At 39.6% G+C, this 20,518-nt stretch carries 19 protein-coding genes; 3 read left to right on the top strand and 16 right to left on the bottom strand.

Annotated elements, in window-relative coordinates; translation table 11 throughout:
* Positions 1-68: 68 nt before the first annotated feature.
* Both SVZ03_07260 and SVZ03_07255 read left to right on the top strand, forming a co-directional pair.
* On the top strand, positions 69-236 hold the full coding sequence (locus SVZ03_07260) for a hypothetical protein (protein MDY6934007.1): 168 nt from the start codon (positions 69-71) through the stop codon (positions 234-236).
* Complete coding sequence (locus tag SVZ03_07255) at positions 229-567, top strand: LapA family protein (protein ID MDY6934006.1); 339 nt, start codon at positions 229-231, stop codon at positions 565-567. The genes SVZ03_07260 and SVZ03_07255 overlap by 8 nt, the downstream gene beginning before the upstream one ends.
* A gap of 271 nt (positions 568-838) precedes the next feature.
* Here SVZ03_07255 and SVZ03_07250 read toward each other — a convergent pair whose 3' ends face one another.
* Genes SVZ03_07250 through SVZ03_07215 form a run of 8 tightly spaced genes read right to left on the bottom strand, consistent with a single transcriptional unit; the run spans position 839 to position 8,321 of the window.
* Positions 839-1,657 carry a 1,4-dihydroxy-6-naphthoate synthase gene (locus SVZ03_07250; GenBank protein ID MDY6934005.1) on the bottom strand — a complete coding sequence of 273 codons (819 nt, stop codon included), beginning with the start codon at positions 1,655-1,657 and terminating at the stop codon, positions 839-841.
* Complete coding sequence (locus SVZ03_07245) at positions 1,654-2,379, bottom strand: ubiquinone/menaquinone biosynthesis methyltransferase (protein MDY6934004.1); 726 nt, start codon at positions 2,377-2,379, stop codon at positions 1,654-1,656. Before SVZ03_07245 ends, SVZ03_07250 begins: the two co-directional genes overlap by 4 nt.
* Positions 2,379-3,455: a CofH family radical SAM protein gene (locus SVZ03_07240; GenBank protein MDY6934003.1), complete on the bottom strand. Its 1,077-nt coding sequence runs from the start codon at positions 3,453-3,455 to the stop codon at positions 2,379-2,381. The genes SVZ03_07245 and SVZ03_07240 overlap by 1 nt, the downstream gene beginning before the upstream one ends.
* Before the next feature lie 26 nt (positions 3,456-3,481).
* Positions 3,482-4,294, bottom strand: a complete 813-nt coding sequence (locus SVZ03_07235; protein MDY6934002.1) for a menaquinone biosynthesis protein — start codon at positions 4,292-4,294, stop codon at positions 3,482-3,484.
* Between the two features lie 13 nt (positions 4,295-4,307).
* Positions 4,308-5,402, bottom strand: a complete 1,095-nt coding sequence (locus SVZ03_07230; GenBank protein MDY6934001.1) for a CofH family radical SAM protein — start codon at positions 5,400-5,402, stop codon at positions 4,308-4,310.
* Positions 5,403-5,427: 25 nt separating this feature from the next.
* Entirely contained in the window at positions 5,428-6,033 is a 606-nt protein-coding gene (locus SVZ03_07225; GenBank protein MDY6934000.1) for a UbiX family flavin prenyltransferase, read from the bottom strand.
* 13 nt (positions 6,034-6,046) lie between these two features.
* The gene (locus SVZ03_07220) at positions 6,047-6,886 is read right to left on the bottom strand and encodes a UbiA-like polyprenyltransferase (GenBank protein MDY6933999.1); all 840 of its coding nucleotides are present in this window, start codon (positions 6,884-6,886) and stop codon (positions 6,047-6,049) included.
* A complete protein-coding gene (locus SVZ03_07215; protein ID MDY6933998.1) occupies positions 6,876-8,321 on the bottom strand; it encodes a menaquinone biosynthesis decarboxylase in 1,446 nt (481 codons plus the stop codon). The genes SVZ03_07220 and SVZ03_07215 overlap by 11 nt, the downstream gene beginning before the upstream one ends.
* Before the next feature lie 428 nt (positions 8,322-8,749).
* On the opposite strand from SVZ03_07215, the gene SVZ03_07210 reads away from it, so the two are divergent.
* Positions 8,750-9,742 carry an ornithine cyclodeaminase family protein gene (locus SVZ03_07210; protein MDY6933997.1) on the top strand — a complete coding sequence of 331 codons (993 nt, stop codon included), beginning with the start codon at positions 8,750-8,752 and terminating at the stop codon, positions 9,740-9,742.
* Between the two features lie 70 nt (positions 9,743-9,812).
* Here the strand turns inward: SVZ03_07210 and SVZ03_07205 are convergent, their stop codons facing one another.
* From SVZ03_07205 to SVZ03_07170, 8 genes are all read right to left on the bottom strand, one after another.
* Positions 9,813-10,745, bottom strand: a complete 933-nt coding sequence (locus SVZ03_07205) for an NHL repeat-containing protein (protein MDY6933996.1) — start codon at positions 10,743-10,745, stop codon at positions 9,813-9,815.
* Between the two features lie 116 nt (positions 10,746-10,861).
* Complete coding sequence (locus SVZ03_07200; GenBank protein MDY6933995.1) at positions 10,862-12,115, bottom strand: cytochrome c3 family protein; 1,254 nt, start codon at positions 12,113-12,115, stop codon at positions 10,862-10,864.
* Positions 12,116-12,117: 2 nt separating this feature from the next.
* The gene (locus SVZ03_07195; GenBank protein MDY6933994.1) at positions 12,118-14,067 is read right to left on the bottom strand and encodes a cytochrome c3 family protein; all 1,950 of its coding nucleotides are present in this window, start codon (positions 14,065-14,067) and stop codon (positions 12,118-12,120) included.
* Positions 14,054-15,439 carry a peptidyl-prolyl cis-trans isomerase gene (locus SVZ03_07190; protein MDY6933993.1) on the bottom strand — a complete coding sequence of 462 codons (1,386 nt, stop codon included), beginning with the start codon at positions 15,437-15,439 and terminating at the stop codon, positions 14,054-14,056. Before SVZ03_07190 ends, SVZ03_07195 begins: the two co-directional genes overlap by 14 nt.
* Before the next feature lies 1 nt (position 15,440).
* Positions 15,441-16,013 carry a hypothetical protein gene (locus tag SVZ03_07185; protein MDY6933992.1) on the bottom strand — a complete coding sequence of 191 codons (573 nt, stop codon included), beginning with the start codon at positions 16,011-16,013 and terminating at the stop codon, positions 15,441-15,443.
* Between the two features lie 226 nt (positions 16,014-16,239).
* Positions 16,240-17,796 (bottom strand): Ig-like domain repeat protein, encoded by a 1,557-nt coding sequence (locus SVZ03_07180; protein MDY6933991.1) that lies wholly within the window; start codon positions 17,794-17,796, stop codon positions 16,240-16,242.
* Between the two features lie 11 nt (positions 17,797-17,807).
* Complete coding sequence (locus SVZ03_07175; GenBank protein ID MDY6933990.1) at positions 17,808-18,410, bottom strand: CsgG/HfaB family protein; 603 nt, start codon at positions 18,408-18,410, stop codon at positions 17,808-17,810.
* Positions 18,367-20,508 carry a discoidin domain-containing protein gene (locus SVZ03_07170; protein MDY6933989.1) on the bottom strand — a complete coding sequence of 714 codons (2,142 nt, stop codon included), beginning with the start codon at positions 20,506-20,508 and terminating at the stop codon, positions 18,367-18,369. Before SVZ03_07170 ends, SVZ03_07175 begins: the two co-directional genes overlap by 44 nt.
* Positions 20,509-20,518 lie beyond the last annotated feature (10 nt).

Genomic DNA, 20,518 nt, shown 5'->3' with positions numbered 1-20,518 from the left:
AGCTATTAAAATATTTAATAAGCAAGCTTTTATACAGAGTAAATTTTGAACAAAAAGGAGAGGGTGTTATGACTGTATTAAATTTTATAATTGCCATAATTGCTTTAATTCTCTCAATCTATGCACTGCGTAAAACAGGTGGACTTGGGGAATTACGAAAAAGCACATCAACTATCCTTGAGAAGATGCAAAAAGCTGTAAGCGAAGATAAAGAAACTGGCGATAAAAATGACTGACAAAAGAATAGCAATACCTGAAGGCACTGTTGAAAAATCAAAGGGTACAGTTTTATCAAGAGTTAAATTGGTTACAGCCATTTTGTTAGGGGTACTGATAATAATATTTGGCATTCAGAACAACAAAACAATAGCACTGAAATTTGCAGCATGGGAGTTTGAGACAAATATCATCTTACTGATATTTTTAGTTTTGGCTATAGGTGGGGCTATTGTTGCCATTGTTACTTTAACATCGCTTGCAAAAAAACACAAAGAGACAAAGAGGTTGAATAAGGAAATAAAAGAGTTAAAAGATAGAATCATAAAAAACGACAGAACAAGCTCATAACAATGACAGCAATTGTTTGATGCTATGTTAAGGTGATACCTCATATTCAGTTTATAAAACATACTTTAATTAATTATCCACAACTATAAAAAGATAGGATCAAGAGTATTATAGGATAGGGACTGCCAATTATGGTTAAGGGGATGCACTTGTCCTACTATTTAGTAAGAGATCCTTTTTTGAAAGCAGGCCAAAATGGTTAATATCAAAATGTGACAGAGGGCATGTGCCCGAATCATATCATAATTATATTTTCAAGAATACTATTCGATCAAATATCCCGCTGAATAGTCAATAGTCTCCTTTCTTGCGCCATTTGTTTGAGCATATGTATTGATCTTTCGCCAATATCACCTAAAGAAAGCGTATACTCATTCACATATAGATTGATATGTTCATCTATAACATGATCTTCCAGCTCCTGTGCATATGATTTAATGAAATCCCGTGACGCGTTTCTATTTTGCTCCGCAAATTGAATAGATTTTACAAGAATTGATTCAATATCCCTTTTATATTGAAGTGTGGTTTGATCCCTTCTAATTGCAATACATCCCAGAGGGATAGGCATCCCTGTCTCCTCTTCCCACCATTCACCGAGGTCTATAATCTTCACACAATTGTAATCCTGATAAACGAATCGGCCTTCATGTATGATAAGGCCAGCATCAAATCTCCCAGACTGCACACCTGGAAGTATCTCATCGAATCGGGCTACCTGAATATTAGAAACATCTGGATAGACGATTTTCAAGAGAAGATACGCTGTGGTGTATCTTCCAGGAATGGCTATCGTAGCTTTGGAAATTGGAATGTTTGACGACCTTGCGACCAACAAGGGTCCACACCCATAACCCAACGCTGCCCCTGAATCGAGGAGTTCGTATTTCTCACTCAATTGAAGATAGGCATAGAATGAAAGCTTTGTAATACGAAAATCACACGAAAAGGCCTTCATATTCAAATCCTCAACATCATGAACGTATGGGGTGAAATGAAATGGTTCAGTATTGATCAAGCCATGAAGCATTGCATGAAACACAAAGGTGTCATTGGGACATGGAGAGAAAGCGATATCCAGCGTGGTCATGACTGATCCTTTTGGCAGACAATAATGATAGCAATACCGAAGGTTTGAAAATAATGACAGATTTCGACAAAACCGTGTTTTTCCAGCATGAACTTTAGATTTTCAGGGGACATAAAGGTGGCAATGCTCCTTGATAGATATCGGTAGGCCATTGGTTTAAAGGACATTAGCCCTCCTACAAATGGCAACATTATATTAAGGTATAGCGAATACAAAAATCTAATAACGATATTTTCAGGTCGAACAAGCTCCAATAATATAAGCTTTCCGCCTTTGGTTAATATTCGCCTGACTTCAATCATAAAAATATCCAGATCAGGGATATTGCGAACACCAAATGCGATTGTTGCTAAATTGAAGCTATTATCCTTTAATGGCAACGAGCTAACATCAGCTACAATTGAACGATCCCTAAGCGCCCTTCTCTTTACACCCTTACGTATCATATCGATGCTGAAATCAATGGGAAAGACCTCTATACCCCTTTTATGAAAAAGCTTAGTGACATCCCCCGTTCCGCAGCATAGATCAACAGCCCGAATGTTATGCAAAATATTGATGTAGCTCAGCATTTCTCTGCGCCACCGCATATCAATTCCAAAAGATAACACCCTATTAGCGATATCGTAGGTGGATACTATTGATTTGAACAAACCCCTAATAAACCTTTTTTTGTCTTCGGGATTGTCATTATTGATCTCATAACCGAGTCTGCTCTTCATTAAAAGCTCCTGATAGCATTATATTCAGAATCTCTTTGAACAGGAACCCTGCCAGCATTTTTGATTATATTTATGAGTTCAGGGATGTTTGTCTTTGTTTTAATGCCTGTCGCTTTTACAACCACCTCTTCCATGAGCACCCCGCCCATATCATTAGCCCCCATTGCTAGAGCGATCTGGGCGAGTTTTAATCCCTCTGTGAGCCAACCTGCCTGTATATATTTAATGTTATCAAGAAATATTCTTGAAATAGAAACCATTTGGAGATACTCAATCCCAGTCGCTGGCAGGATATTGTCAAGGCATGTATTGACAGGAGAAAACGACCATGGGATGAAGGCTCGAATGATGCCTGTTTCATCCTGAATATCCCGTATCACCTTCAGATGCTCAATCCTCTCCTCAATACACTCTCCCATCCCATAGGTCATTGTTGCTGACGACTTAATCCCATGACGACAAAGAGCGCGCATAACCTCGCACCATTCATCCTTTGTTAATTTCTTGGGACTAACCCTTTTCCTAATTCTATCTACTAAAAGATCAGATGCGCCGGGCACAGAATCAAGGCCTGCGTTTTTTAATGCGCTTATAACCTCATCCAGCGTAATAGCTTCCTTTTGGGAGATATGCATCAGTTCTGCCGGAGAAAAAGAGTGGAGGTAGATATCAGGGAAACTGCTTTTTATGGTTCTCACCATAGCAAGATAGGTGTCCAATGTATAATTAGGATGGAGTCCCCCCTGGAGCATAACCTGTGTTCCCCTTAATATTTGAAGCCCCTCAACCTTTTTGCATATATTGTCTATTGTAAGTTCATAAGCGCTAATGCTCTTAGCGCCAGCGTGAAAGGCACAAAATTCACATCCAGCCTCGCATATATTAGTAAAATTGATAATTCGATCAACAATAAATCCCACCTCTGCCTTTGGAGATGCCAATCTTCTTCTCATATCCCCAGCTGTGCCCAGCTCGACAAAACCCCATTCGAATAACGCTCTGGCTTCCTGGGTGGATATTCGTTCTCCCCTATATATCCTGTCAACAAGACTATTGCTTTCCCTATCTTCAAACATTTAAACTTTCCACCTCTTGACCGGCATTAATCAATTGTTAGATATTTTAATGACGCAACCTTTTTAATCAATCCCAACTCCCCGGCTATGGAATGATAAAAATCTAATGCCCTTTTTAAATCCTTAGTGAACTCGAATTGTAGATTACTATAATACTCATCAATGTTATAAAAGACATTGGGATACTTTTCTCTTGCCTTGAGAATAACGTTTTCTTTTTCCTTTTCAAGACAGAGCAGGGAATTGTGATAGGATTGTATAACAGACCTTATGTCTGAAGCATACCTTTCAATAATTCTTTCTCGAATGGAAAATACTGCAAAGACTATTGGGAAGCCGGTCTGTTGAAACCAGAGCTCACCCAGATCATATACATAGGGAACGGGTTCATTATGGGGGATCATAGCCTCATTGCCAATAATCAATGCGGCATCCATATGCTTTAGGTCAGGAAAAGGATCGGTTGTAAAATATAACGGATTAACCCTATAATAATTTTGCAACAAAGCTTTCAACATCACACATGATGTATGTGATGCGCTGGTGATTCCGATTCTCTTGTTATTCAGCTTTTCAATGGGTATCTTGCTTGCAAGTATTACTGAACCGACGTATCCTGCTGAACTTAGGCAGAACTGCGGAAGCAGCATAATCTCATCTGCAATGTCCGCGCAGGTTGCCGCGGAAATAGGACTCATATCGAGTTCATGAGAATGCATCATCCGATTGAGTTCGTTAGGATACCCCGGTATAACACATACCCCCTTTAAATTCTCCTTCTCAAACATATAGTGATAGAAGGGATAACAATTCAGATAATCAATATAACCGAGTTTCATTCTGTTCCTCCCTTCAATTGATTGTATAATTTGCTGTAGACCTTATAGGATTGAATCGCGCCTCTTCGATAAGCCTTCGCAGGAATGACTCTGAGCCATAATCCGGTGTCTGTGCCCCGGCAGAATGCACGATCTTTTCATTATTATATGTTGCGCCCATCTCATCAACACCAAATTTCAGAAGCACTTGAGCCATTTTATCTCCAACATACATCCACAGCGACTTTAGATGAGTCACATTATGCAGATAAATTCTGCTAGTTGCATAAATCCGAATATCATCAAATCCTGTGATTGTGGATCGATTGGATTTCATTCTGGCATTGCGATCGTGATACAGAAGTGGGACAAAGGTTTTGAAGCCACCTGTCTCCTCCTGCAGGGATCTTATCCGCGAGAGATGATCAACAATATCCTCAACACTTTCAATATGATTGTACAGCATAGTTGCATTTGTTTTAATGCCCATTTTATGGGCTGTACGCATAACATCTATCCACTCTTCTCCTGTTATCTTTTTTGGCGTGATTACGTTTCTCACTCTAGGCGAAAAGATTTCTGCGCCACCCCCAGGCAATGCCCCCACACCAGCATCAATAAGCCTTTTGAACACCTCCTCCAATGACATACTGTTCAATCTTGCAAAATGATCATACTCAACCGCTGTAAAGGCCACTACAAAAATACTCGGTTTTATGCTCTTTATGCGTCTTATCATTGATTCGTAGTAATCAATAGTGAGTGTAGGATGGAGACCCCCCACAATATGAACCTCATCTATGCCAAGGGGGAGAGCCTTTCGAATCCTTTCCTCGATCTGCCCAAGTGTCATACAATAAGCATCCTCGTCATCTTCATCCCTGGAGAATGCGCAGATGGGACAGCGCAGTTGACAGATGTTGGTGTAGTTCAAATTGATGTTAACGCCATAATAGGTATTATTACCATGCAATTTTGATCTTAGGAAGTTAGCGATGCTACCGAGATCAAGGATATCATTTGTAGTGAGCATATACTCTGCGTCTGAATCGCTTACAGGGACTCCCTGGCATACCTTTTCTGCTATGCTTCGAAGCTCTCTATTTTTTATTTTATTTTGTAGTTCCACTGTTGATTATACTCAAATTATTATATCAGGAGAGACCAACGTTTCCCCAACTCTTGAACAATGCGTGTTCCTTGCCCAATAGATTTAGAATTCTGCCGATAACAAAGTCTATTACATCATCAATTGACCTAGGGTGTGTATAAAATCCTGGCACTGGCGGCACAACGTCCACGCCTGCAAGACCTGCTTTATACATATTCTCTAAATGAATAATACTCATGGGAGTCTCCCTTGGAACGATTATGCATCTTCGCTTCTCCTTTATAGCCACATCGCAGGCCCTGCTTATTAGTGAGTCAGCATAACCATGTGATATAGAAGCCAGGGTTTTCATGGAGCATGGGATGACTACCATAGCCTCAAAGGATGTTGAGCCGCTGGCTACAGGTGAAAATAAATCCTTATTATCATACTCATGAAAGTGATCCAATCCTTGCGCTACACCGCGATACATCAATAATTCCTTTAAGGATGTGTAATTCTCTTTATTATGGCTTACCTCGCAACCTATGATTCGCCAAGCAGTTTCTGACACAATCGCCACGACCCTCTCTCCTGAGTTGAGGAGTTCCTCAATAAGCCTAATTCCCAATATGGATCCGCTAGCACCTGTAATTGCTGTTACTATCATTACATTCCATCCTTTAAAAGAGTGATTCAATTAGAACCCCCACAAAAAGCAATGGGGAGATATACCTGTTAACCGCTAATATCCTTTCAATAGCGGAAGAAATTTCATCGTGCCGAGCAAGTCTCTGTTGATAGATTAATATTCCCCCAATACCTACTGCTGCAATCCAAAATGAAAAATTTCTGTGCGTGAACCATCCTATGAATATTAGAGCGATAAAGGATAATATATAGCTGAACGCTGAAATGAACAAAGCCCGCCTCACCCCAAGGATAGCTGGTATTGAATAGAGCCTCTCAGTAATATCAAACTCCATATCCTGAATTGCATAAAGGATATCAAGCCCAGCGATCCAGCATAGGATAATAAATCCAAGAATCAAGGGGATCAAGTCAAATTCACCCTTTACAGCAAGATATCCGCCAATAGGAGCCGCAGCCTCAATGAACCCAAGATAAAAATGTGAAGATGATGTAAAACGTTTGAAATAGGAATATGTATAGAGCATTGTAACAGCGACAAAGGACAGATAAAAACATAGGGGATTGAACATGTATGATGCGCCAACAAATACAATCGATGCTGTTATGCCTAACATCCAAACCTGTATAGGCTTAACCTCTCCCTTTGGTATATGACGATCTTTAGTTCTGGGATTTATGGCATCAATCCTGGCATCAATTACCCTATTAAATGACATTCCTGCGGTCCTTGCGGCAACAAGGGCTACCGTGACTAGAATCCAGATCACCAGCGATCCCCCACCTGCGAATAACACACCTATATAGGCAAAGGGAAGAGCATAGAGAGTCTGGTCTATAAGAATAAGTTTAGAGAACCTACTAAAATCCATATTCCTTCCATCGTCTATTCACTATCTCTTTTATTATATCATCCATTACAATCTCATCCGGCCATTCCCGACCCATTCCTTCCTCACGGGTCTTTCTTGTTGCGTCTATGCCCATCTTCCCTCCAAAATTGGGATACGAGGCTGAATGATCAAGGGCGTCTAAGGGTCCTTCAGATATGAGGATGTCCCTCTTGGGATCAACATTATTCAAGAGTTTCCACACAACAGTGCTGTAATCCCTAAGTTCAATGTCCTTATCAAACACCGTAATATACTTTGTTGATGACATCTGTCCTAATCCCCATAAAACATTGATAACCTTCTTTGCTTGGCCTGAGTACCTTTTGTCAATCGATACCAAGGCGCAATTGTGAAAGACACCCTCCAGGGGAAGCTCCATATCAACTATCTCTGGCACAATCATCTTTATTAATGGAAGGAATATCCTCTCAGTAGCCTTTGCCATGTAACAATCCTCCATGGGAGGTTTACCCACAACAGTCGCAGGATAGATTGCATCCCTTCTACATGTCATACTGGTAACATGAAACACTGGGTAGTTATCCGCAAGTGAATAGAATCCTGTATGATCCCCAAAGGGGCCCTCAATCCTCTCTTCAACAGGATCAACAAATCCCTCGAGGATAAAATCAGATTCAGCAGGCACATATAGATCAAGGGTCTTGGCTTTTACTATATTAACAGGATGTGAGTTAATAAAGCCAGCAAACAAGAATTCATCTATATCAGGCGGCAGCGGCGCAGTTGAGGCATAGGTCACTGCAGGGGATCCACCAAGAGCCACAGCGACCTCCATTCGGATACCCCTCCTCTTATATTTCTCATAATGCCGCGCACCATCCTTATTGTATTGCCAATGCATTCCAGTTGAGGTGTTGTCATATTTATGCATGCGATACATTCCGGCATTCTGAATCCCGTTATCTGGATCCTTTGTAATCACTATGGGTAGAGTAATAAAGGGGCCACCATCCTGAGGCCAACATTTGAGAATGGGAAGCATATCAAGTAGTGGAACATCACTGTTGTAGACAATCTCCTGACATGGCGCTCGCTTTACTCTTTTTGGAATAAAATTTGCCATTTTCTTAAGTGTAAAGAGTGTTCTTATCTTTTCTTTTATATCCTTTGGCGGCTGCATCTTTATATAGGATTCCAATCGAGCCCCAATCTCGTCAAAGGAACTGCATCCCAGGGCCAACTGCATCCTATTATATCCACTAAAGGCATTGATAAGAAGAGGGAAGTGCGATCCCTTCACATTCTCAAAGAGAAGGGCAGGCCCGTTCATTTTACACACTCGATCAGAGATCTCAGTAATCTCCAAAACCGGATCCACTAAAGCGGAGATTCTATGCAACTCCCCGATTGATTCAATCTTCTCGATGAATTGTTGTATGTTTTCATATGCCATCTTATTCGCTTACAATTTTTAATTTTATAAAGTTATCCCCCCAGCATATTTGCGCTACATTTTACAAATAATAACAGAATGTCAACTATGAACTTTTTATTATGAAAAGATAATCCAGAATTAGAACAAATTAGGCCTAGGGCTTTGCCACCCCTTAATACTTATGACTATCACATCCCAAGGGTTTGAGTCTCATGTATTCAAAGGAAATAAGGGATATCCTCCCAGAAAGACTAATCATTGCCTGCACTATCACAGATTTATTAGGAGTAATGATGTAATTTGTCTATTCTCATTTTTTGGAACATTATAAGCAACCGATAAATAGGATATGATGAGAGAAAAATCTAAAAATTTATTATGCATCCCCTTATATTATGCTAAACTAGTAAAGGAGTGGATATAAGACTATAATTGGAGTCCAAACGATGAAGATGTCAACATATATAATTCAGAGATCTAAAATAGAACAGGTATTCAATATGAACGATTACCTCACTACAGTTGAAAGAGCATTTATCCTGTACGGCGAGGGCAAGATGCAGATGCCACCCAAGGAATATCTCTATTTTGATAAAGGGGATATGAGATGTATGCCCGTGCATATCCCTTCCATGAAAATAGCCGGGGTGAAAAATGTGACTGTTCACCCTAATAATAAGGATATGCCTGTTGTGATGGCAACCATAACATTGATAGACCCTGACACTGGTTATCCCCTGGCTATAATGGATGGCACCCATATAACCAAGATGAGAACCGGGGCCGCTGGAGGAATCGCCGCGAAATATCTATCGAGAGAGGATTCTGAAATCGCGACTTTTATAGGTACAGGTGATCAGGCAAGAACACAGTTAAAGGCCCTCCTGATTGCTAGACCCAGGATATCCAAAATAATAGCATATGACGTCTCTAAGGATAGCATGAAAGACTTTGCTCAAATGGTTAACAATGAATACGGGCTAGATGCAGAATATACATTATCAGTTGATGAAGCAGCCGGCAAAGCGGATATAATTACCACCACAACACCAGTTAGAACACCCATAGTAAAAGCTGAACACATTCGAAAGGGTGTCCACATAAACGCAATCGGTGCCGACGCACGAGGCAAGCAGGAATTAGATTTTGAAGTTCTTACTCAATCGAGAATCATAATAGACAACTGGGAACAGTCCTCACATAGTGGAGAGATAAATGTAGCGGTATCAAAAGAGGTTATTACACAGAAGGATATCTATGGTGATATTGGAGAGATTGTGACCGGGCAAAAACCCGGAAGGGAATCTTCAGATCAAAAGACCATCTTCGACTCAACTGGCCTCGCAATTCAAGATATTACTGCTGCATTTGAAATCTATAGAAGGATAATAATCGATAAGAGAGATTTATCAAAATTGGTAAAGATTGATCTTATATAATAATGGATATAGCTAATGATTCACTATGCTAACATTATATTAGTTTGTCGATCAGTTTCAAATAAGGTTTCTATCTTTTGTAGACCTGTATTCTATTATTATCCCTATCAATTATAAATATCCGCTGCGATTGATCAATAAAGATATATGTAGGATAATAAAATCTACCCTCCTTCCAACCAATCTGAGAGTAGCCCTCAATATAATCCCCTTTTTGATTATAAACCAGAAGACGGTTCTTATGTCTATCAATCACATAGACCAGACCCCTTCGATCAACTGCCAAACTTACGGGAAAATCAAACTTTCCTTCCCCTTTATTCCTTTCACCAAATTTTCTAAGGAGTTTTCCCTCCTGATTAAAGATATAAACCCGACCCTTTAGGGTATCAATAGCATAAATATTGCCATCCTCGCCTACCTTAACATCGTTAAAACCACCAAGGCCCTCTTTGATTGTAATCCCTCGAATGTATTTGCCACTCTCATTGAATACAAGGATCCTTTTATTGGCTCGATCTACAACGTAAAGTTGATTTTTTTTATCAATAGCCAGATTTCCAGGCACAACCGGATCACCTGTAGGCACCTTTGAAAAATCCAGGGGATCGTATTTTTTATTCTTAATGTCTATTAGGGTTACCTGATTTTTTTTACTTTCAGTTACTATCAGTCTGCCTCTCCTATCCCTTACCAAACTCGTTGGCAATTCCAGCTTTCCCTCTGCGCTAAATTCAGATAAAAATGTAAATTGCGAATCATAGGACACCAAACGGTTATTCCTGGTATCTGCTATATAAATTCTCTTCCTTGACTCATCATAAAAAAAACCACATGGTTGGTTGAATGGTTTAGAAACCTCATCGCCATGTATTGTAGCGATAAACCTCAAGGTCTCCCCGGCATAGATCTCACCCTTAACAATAAAAGACATGTCTAGAAGTATTAAAAAAAAGAAAATCTTCAATTTACCTATAAAAAACCATATCCTTATCTTTTTCACATTCCTTTCCTCTTATAATTAAAATACTGATACTACTCCATTTTGATATGTAGAGATAGAATAATTATGCATGTATTCCAGAATATTTTACTAAATCAATCATGGCTTGCAAAACACTATCTATATCTATGGCACTGAATGCATAATTTCTTTTTACGGCCGAATCTAACGCAGTATTCATCCTCTGATCCCATGGGATTATGACATGTTACACAGTTAACATCCCTTTTCGATCGTGGGTCAATAACCTTAGCTCCTACAGGATGAGTAAACTTTCCCTGGGTCTCATGGCATACCTCACAGGAAGCATTCTCATCAGACTTCAAGAGCAGTCTGTAGTTGCTTCCATGAGGATTATGACAACTTGTACACCGTTCAATGTCAGGATGTTTATATTTATACATCGGATCATTTCCCTTCACACGCCTTTTAGTATCAGCATGACAGGAGTAGCATATCTTCTCATCCCTCGCCCTCTTTAAACCCTTATCATCAGAGGCGTGAGGATTATGACATTCCAGACAAGCATTATCTCTATATCCCTGAAGGTGACTATAGACCTTCTGAAATTTTTTCTCCATCTCCTCATGACAATCAAAGCAGAGGGCCTTCCCATTTTTATTCATCGTCATGGTTATCCTGTTTCCATTAGAGGTGTGACAGTCCTCACAATCATTGTCATCAAAGGGTTTATGAGAGAACTCTCTCCCCAGCGCATCGTGGTTGGAGGAATGAGGATTATGACAGCCCAGGCAGTTAGTATCATCAGATATTGAATCCCTATGGGCCTTACGCAAATCCTCGTCACCGGAGGAATGACAATCCTGACAAATCGCTCTGCTGTTTCTAACCAGCAGAAATTCTTCTTCTGAAGCATGCGGGTTATGGCATTCCAGGCAGTTGCCCTCATTTAGTGGTTCGTGAATATTCTTCCGGGAAAATATCTTCTCCTTTTTATGGCACTGGAAACAGATATCATTACTACCTGTACTTAAGAGCTTCTGATTCTTTGAAGCATGGGGATTATGGCATTTAACACATTCCCCTTTACTAACCGGAAGATGCATATAACTTGTATGAAACTCCTTCCTCTTTTCCTGGTGACACTGGAAGCATAAATTGCCGCCTTCCTCTAAAAGAAAATTATCATAATTTGATGTGTGTGGATTATGACATTTTACACAATCCCCCTTTTTTGCTGGGAGATGAGCGGATTGAGAAAATACGGCCTTTTTGACTTCAGGATGACATTGATAACATATCCGACCTTCATCCCTTCCTGCCTCAGAGTTGACGCCTCTGACAGAAAATGTAAAGACGGCAGTGGTAATAATCAATATCGATGTAAAATAGTATTTATATTTTTTCATGATCACTTTCCTGTCTTTTCCTTAGGTTTATGACATTTACTGCATAATTTTTCTCCAAAGGGTGAATGGATATTCTTATGAAAAAGATTTTTATGCTGAGAACCATGGGCTTCGTGACAGTCAGCGCAGTTGCTACTTGTTAATGATATCCTGTGATGTTTATCAATTAAATTCACGTCTTTTATGTCATGACAATCCCCGCAAAGAACCGCGCCGATCTTTACCAGCAAACCATTGAGCTCAGCGAAATGTGGGAGATGACATGTTAAACACTTGCCCTCTTGTGCAACCGGATGGACATATTCCTTTTCAAATTCCTTTTCAATTTCAATATGACAGGAAAGGCAAACCTGCTTCAATGGTCTTACAAGCTGTCCCTTAATTTTACTGCCATGAGGATTGTGACAGACTACACACTTCCCCTCTTTCAGGGGTGAATGGATATACTTGCCTTTATTCATTCCGTCTTTAACTTTAGGATGACAGCCAACACACAAACCCTTCTCTTCCTCACTCAATTGGAAGTCGTGGTTACTGGCATGAGGTTGGTGACAATGCATACATTTTTCAGTTTTAAAGGGAGGATGCATAATTCCTTCTTTCAACTCTTCCCTCATGGAATTATGACAATTCCAACAGATGGATTTTTTATCCTGAATCAACAGGTCTTTCTGTGAAGAGGCATGAGGATTGTGACAACCGGAACAATTCCCCTTTCTCACAGGTGTATGCGCATTTACCCTGTCAAAATCCTTCTTTTCATCCTTATGACAGCCATAACAGAGTTCTTTCTGCGATGATTTTAAAATAAATTTTAAGTTTGAGCCATGAGAATCATGACATTCTAAGCAATTCCCTGAAACAATCGGCTGATGAGTGAAGATTCCCTTAAAACTTTTCTTATCATGGCATTTATAACAGAGAGCCCCGCCCTTTGCCTTAAGTATTGATTTAAAAGACGAAGCGTGAGGATTATGACAACCCAGACAGTTCCCATCTTTTATAGGCGCGTGAGGATGTCTCTTCTTAAATTCATCTTCCTTGTCATCGTGACAGGAATAGCATAGCCTCTCATTCTCCAATACAGTCATGCCTGTATAATCGCTGGCATGGGGTTTATGACATGATAGGCACTCTCCATCATCAACAGGGCTGTGGATATGCGAATCCTTGAATTTTCCTTTATCATGACACGGATAGCAGATTCTACTTCCCGTTTCCTTCACCTTTAAGGGTTCTTGAGAATCCGCAGGATTATGACAAGAGTCACACTTTATGGATTTCATTGGGGAATGGGCAACCTCCCTCAAAAGATTATCATTGGAAGAGGAATGAGGGGTATGGCAGTCGGTGCAGGTCTTCCCCTTCACTGGATAGTCTGAATGAGCACGCGCAAATTCCCTTTTAACAATATCATGACATTTCAAACAAGCCTTATCCTCCGGATCAACAAGTTGATACCTATTAGGAGATGAGTGAGGCTTATGACATGTGATGCAGTTTTTGGCTGACGGTTCATGTACCTTTTTTCTACTGAACATTTCTTTATTATGGCATAAATGACAGAGCTTATTCCCCTCCTCTTTTAATAAAAATGAATGAGGTGAAGAATGTGGTTTATGACAATCAATACATTTACCCTTATTCAGAGCAGAATGCACATGTTTATCAATTATTGTTTCACGTTTATGACAATCAAAGCAGAGGGTATTTTCATCTTTCTTCAGGTAAGCCGCTCCAATAATGCCATGAGGCCTATGGCATTGTTCACACTCGTTCTTATCAACCGGTCTGTGTATATTTCCCTGTTTGAGTTTAGCCAATTTGTCTTGATGACAGTCGATACATGTTTTTGATGCGAATCGACTGGAGGGTGGTCCAGTAGTACAACTTACAATAAGGAAAAGAAATGAGAAGAGAATTCCTGATACTAAACGTTTATTTACGCTCATTTTTTACCTTCATTTCATAATTTTTGAGAACATCTTCATTTATCTTAATTGATGAGTTCTCTCTCATCATCTTAAGATATTTATTCAACAGGGATTGAAACTTTTCCCTTCCCAGCTTGGTCTTTATCATCCCCTTTACCTTAGGGTAATTTATAATTGCTCCCTTCTTAAGATCAACCAGTTTCACTATTTTGTAAAATGAACGGTCTTTAATTACCCTAGATATATCCCCCACCTTCATCCCTTCTACCACGCTTCTTATCGGATCAGACAAATTCCTATTATACCACCATGAAGTATTCGTGCTATTATCCCCTTGCATACTATCAGAGGCAGATCGTGCCAATCGATTGAAGTTTGCGCCCGCTTCCAACTCCTTATGAAGTTTATTGGCCTCTTTTTCATCTTTAAGGCTAATTATTTTCAACTTAAAGCGATCCGGCAACCTGTGCTTTTCCTTATTCTTCTTATAATATTCCTTTAAATCCTCCTCTGTAACCCTTATTTGAGGAGAAATAATCCTTGTATTAAATATAAAATTCATCAGCCGAATACGGTATTGGGCTATCATCTTTCCGAAGGGAGGATCTTCTTGGGGATAATTATGATTTAAGGCATCCTCTTTAATGAGAAGATATTCTATCAATCCATCCAATGCCTTCTTCCTTATCTTTTTCGCTTCCTCTTCCTTCTTGCCCTGGATTGACTTTCCATATTCCTTTTCCAAATCTGAAACCAAAACGGGCTTTCCATTAATAGAAGCGACTACTCTTTTCCCATCCTTCTTAGTATTCCCAAGAGAGGAAAGAACATCTGTATAAATCTCAATCTTGGCATTCTCCTTTAATTTATTTATATACTGCCTTTCCAGTTCCTTCTCCTTTGTTTTATAAATCTTCTTTTTTATCTTACCCTTCACCTTTACATAATTCGGGGGCGTTTTTCCTTCCTGCCCAGATTTTTTGTAATTCTCCTCATAAAATGCCTTGATCTCATCCTCCTCAACTTTAATGTTATCCTTTATCTCTTCCCTCCTGAGCCTGAGAATGGATTGAAACTCAAGATAAGCATTTGACCTTCTTATAAATTCCGGATCCTTGTCCAGCCCAGATCGATAGCCCTCCTGGTATAAGAGATAATCATCGATCATCTCCTCAAGGGCGACTCTCAAATCAATTTGAGCAGCCCTCCCTTTAGACCGTTGCATGGAACCCTGACGATGGAGTTCGCTCAAGCGTTTCTGAAAGTCTTCTATGTAAATAGTCTCCTGGTTTACCTTCGCCAAATAATCCTCTCCCCAAAACCAGCTAAAGGCTTTTCCACAAATAAAACACATTATTAAAATAATTAAAATAGATAAATATCTTTTCATTTTACTCTTTCCCATGTTTCCTTATTGTTGCGATCATTTCCTCAATCACCTTTTTGGCAAGTAAATTTACAGTCCTAACCTTACCCCAATCGAGGATAATTTTATAATCATCTCCTGTCCTCTGATGAGAACACTTCCAGAGTATCATCCCAGTCTTGGTGCTTAACATTCGAACACTCAAGCCCACCCTAGGGCTAATCCCTTCTTTACCACCAGCATCCTGGTAATATTCCTCTACTATTCCAAGGAAAACGGCATCAACATCAATCTGAGATCCCAACAAATTAGCGGTATCCAGATCAATCTCACCCTTCTCCCTTATCCTCTGCCTTATAAAGAAATCTCGGATGATCCCCATCTCCTCTATTTTATAGATTCTGCTATTGAACAACTCCTGTATAAAAATATTGGTTACCACCTTTCCCGCTCCCCTCTGGGTAGTGATATTTTTAAAGGGCAATACTGCAACCTTCATAATCAGAGGGAATTTTTTCCCATCCCTCAAAAAATAATGTGGATTGGAGGAACACGACAGGAATAGTATAACATGAATAACTAAAAGTTGTAGCCTCATTTTTCAACAATTCAGCCCAAAATTATTCTCATTTTGTGAAAATGCAACATGCCCTTCTCAACTTAATCGAGGTGAGGTCACGATTGATACACTCTTTAAGGATCAAGGATCATTGATTGCTCCCTTGATACAGGTAGCAATTAACTATCTTACTTGATATGCTAACATAGAATCACTATAAATTATAATAATTTAACTGGATTACATCCTTTATTCAATAAATCTTTTAAAAATCAGAATTCCACTCTTTTCTCTTTTCTTCCTTATTGGAAGGGGTTACTTCCTTTATCAAAAAATCTGCCTTTATAGGTCGAGCGGATTGAGCTAATCTGTTTCCTGCCAAATCCCTAGCCGTAAAGGAGTAACGCGATTCAATATGAGGGGATGTTGATGTCTTCCACCAGAGATTGGCAGGCACTCTTCCCTCACCTTCGAAGGATTGAACAATTCTCTGATCTTCATCAAATATATCCAACTGCCATCTATCTATACCATTAGCATCTTCACACTCTAAATAGAATTGGAAACCCTCCTCTTCCTTCAAATCAATTTTAATCTGAACCTTGGGAGGCGTTTTATCCAGGACTAATCTCTTTCTGGGAGTCTTGGATTTATTGCCCGCTCGATCAATCACTTTCAAGCTACAGTAGTATTCACCATCACCCGCTGACGAATAAGAGTCATCCTCCCCCCTCCATACCAAAGATGTAGCCAGGCGATCCCTCCCACTGGCCCTCCTTATTATCTCATCTTCACTATTCTGAACAATGAATTCCCAACTATCAATATTATCCGCTTCTCTAAGATAAGTAGAAAAGACAATCATATCCTTTATCCTATCTCCATTGGGGGAGAAGAGTTCATCCCGAGAATAGAGCGCTACACTTGGGGGAGTATTATCCACCCGAATAATAGCTACTGAATTGATGATAGAGACATTATTCCCTTCATCATAAACCTCAAGGTTTAACTGATACTTGCCTTCCTTACTTGGAGCCGTCATTGTCCCACTATATACCAATTCCTCTTCTGAAACGAGGGAACCCCTATTCTTATCCAGTATCGCATTAACCCTCTTTATCGTCTTTCCCATGGATACAAATTTGACACGAAGAATAATTTTTTCATGGGAATGAAGATACTTAGGATTTGCGGAAATTTCTGTAATCTCAAAGGAGTCAATATCCTCCTGCATAATTATTACATCTTTAGGAAATGTAGAAAGCAATCTTTCAACTGCCCTTGTTGTCAGAACCTCCAAGGAGGTAACTCGAATCAATCCAAACCAGGATGTATAATCTCTTCCGGCAAGTGATGCATGATTGTACCAGATCAGTGATCCATCTCGGCCATTAATCATTCGACATCCAATCCCTATCATAGGATTATCCTCTGCGGTTAAAAGGTTAACGCATGTAAGAATAATACCATCCACTTTAAGAGTATTACTTATTGTTCGAGAAGTGGCCCTGCTTAAAAGGCCAATACCTCTAATCCTTTCCTTCACCAAAAATTTTTTCACAATTTCCCGAGGAACAACCTCAATATTCATCTTACTGCTAAGATAATTCTCTATCATTGCAATCACATCAGGGGCAGCAACATCGCTTCCACTCAAATTCACCAGTGGTAGAACTGCTACCCTTCTAATACCCTTTTTTGAGATTTGGCTCATCTCCTTAGGGGGTTTAGTCTCCAGGCAAAAAGCATTTTTGTTAACAAACCATATTGTCATGCTTGAGATTAGAATAAAGATGACATATAAATTATTTTTTCTTTTCATGAATATTTTAATTAATCTTCAAAGAGTGTGTCCAATATCTCTTCTATCAAATCCCTTGATATCTCGCTGATGGTCTTCGATCCGATACCAAACAACCGACTCAGCGCGCCACCCCCCTCTTTGTCATAACTCGCCTGCCACAATATTTTGCTGGTGCCGGCATCTATCATTCTCATAGAGATCGCCACCTGTGAGAATGCTCGCCCTCCTCCTTGTGAGATCCCGTACTCCTCAACTGAACCCAAAATGAAGGACTGAATCCCTAGCCTCTTTCCGATCCTCTTACCAGCTTCCTGATCAATTGCTGTGGCGGAAGCCTTCCCCTCCTCTTTCAGCACCCTATGGACCTCGCCCTCCTCTATCACATCAAATATACCTCGACTCAATATATCAGTTGTTACTAAATCCCTTACCTTATCTCCAGCAAACTTATCACCGGTCAAATTATCGAAGGGTAAAACAGCCACCTTTTTAATATAGGTAAAGTCAGCATCGGGTTGAACATACATGCGAGGCCCTGCGCAATTAATTATGAGAAGCAAAATAAAGAGCCAGAGTATTCCTCCCCTGCTAAAACCTAGCAGAAAGACGCGTGTAAAACATCCGGGTTTCATCTCTTCTTTCCCCTTTAGTAATAGAATAATTTAATCCACTCTTAAAAATCATATAACGGCTAATGTTCCAGCTTGATTCAAGATTGTATGAGGTAGATCTATTATCGTTCACTTTATATTTACTGTTGAAGTTTATTTGGATTTTATCAGTCGGAAGCCAACTCATATTGAATCCATATGAAGAATCAGTCTCGGTTTCAGTTTTATTAAAATTGCTATCCGCGCTTAGGTAGAAGATGCTGGATGGGCTATACCTCAGTATAAAGTTAAGACCAGTACTCTCTGTCCTTTCAGCAGGCTGTTCTATACTCTCGCTCTTTTGCTCGTTGTAACTACATCCGGAATCCAGGGTAATATTATCGGTGAGTTTTGTTCTTAAGTCAAGATTAATTGTCTGCACAGTAGTTTCAGTACCAGTTGAATTTTCAGATTGAGTTATATTATAATTGCTAGAGAGATCAACGCCCTCCCACAAAACAGCCGTAATATAGAGAAGGTATGAGTTTGACTCGCTCTCAATTTTTTCTTCTTCCACATCATCTTCAATACTTTTTTCTTCAGATTCCGAATGATTAAAGGAGACAGACATGTTGAGCGTTGTAAGGGGGGATGAATTAAATTGAAGGGAGTAGCTGCTATTTTTATTGTTTCTTTCATCTGTAGCTGAGGTCTCTGAGTCAGATGTTCTTATCCAATAAGAAGCAGAAGAAGAAAGATATCTATGGAAATCATAGGTGATGTTTGCCCTATGACTTAATTCGGCTTTCTTCATTTTATCATAATTTGAACCAGGATCATTCTCAGTATAGTCACAGGAGAAATTGTATCCTAGGGTGAGTTTCTTCATCGGACGCAACGTAGCCGCACAATTTATTCCCCACCTCGAAGCGACCCTACTATCCTCTTCGTCCCTAATGCGGTTTTCACTGCCCAATATTTCAATCTCTGTAATATAGATGGAACCCACAAAGGATCTATCATCATAATCAGTATTCACAACCTTAAAATATCTGCCTTCATGAGGTGGAAAATCTATCTCAAAACGGTTGTTAAAGGTTTCGTAGGAAAAACTGGCATTATCAGTTATTAGGCTCCAGTTTATTCCATCATCGCTGTAATAGACTTCCCATATAAAACGTGAGTCAGAGATGGAAGGATCATAACCGGTTGTTGTATAGAGATAGATTGTGTCACATTCCTGAGAAAAATTCAGATCAACACCAATATTATGGTGGATGCCACCTGTGCTGCCAATATCGATTCCTGCGCTTATAGTATCATCACCATCGATTAAGCTATAAATCTCATTCATCTCATCCAAAAGAGGTGTAGTATCATAAAGATACAACCCCTCAACCCTATTTCGTTCTTCCGGCACAGTGATATCACTATTATACTTTAGATTACTGGTCTCGCGACTCCAATTTAAATCGCTGTTTAGCAAGAGTATATTCCCCCAAAAGGATTTGTGTAAATCCAATTTCCCTATGTAGGATTTACTTTCTAGGAGGGTGTTTTGCACAAAATCTTCAGATTCCCTCTGATTATAATTAAGCAATACATCAAAAAATTGATATTTGTATTGAATACCGCTGAATAGTTGTTTTCCAGCATTGTCCGTTTGATGTACATTAAGATGATCATAGGTTTTATCCTCACTGTAGAGAAGCCTAACCCTTGGGATATCCTCTGGAGTACTGTTAAGGCTAAGATTCCATGAATTCGTAGTGATACGCGAGCCAATTGATGGGTCCTTATCGGTTAACTGATAACCAAGATTCCCATTAAAAATATCATTCATTACATTAAACTGCCCAGTGTTAAACAAGGATGTTGTCTCCTGAGCATCCGTTTCATTTTTTGTTGCCCGAAAATCCAAAAAATAATTCATATGCTGATTGATTATATTTTTAAAACCCAAAAAATATCCCCTTGTAAAAGTCCAATCTGTCTCCTTTGGCTCATCTTCCCTCTCAGTTTGGGTGGTTTGATAAAAGGTATCAATGCTTCCGCTTATTTGCTGAGCATATGACTGTTGTATGGCTATAAGCATAGAGGAGATCAACAGCAATCCAAGGTAGGAGAATACATATCTCATCAATTACACC

Source organism: Spirochaetota bacterium (assembly GCA_034190085.1).
In the GTDB taxonomy this organism is placed as follows: Bacteria; Spirochaetota; UBA4802; order UBA4802; family JAFGDQ01; genus JAXHTS01.
This window is presented reverse-complemented; position numbering and strand designations above follow the sequence as displayed.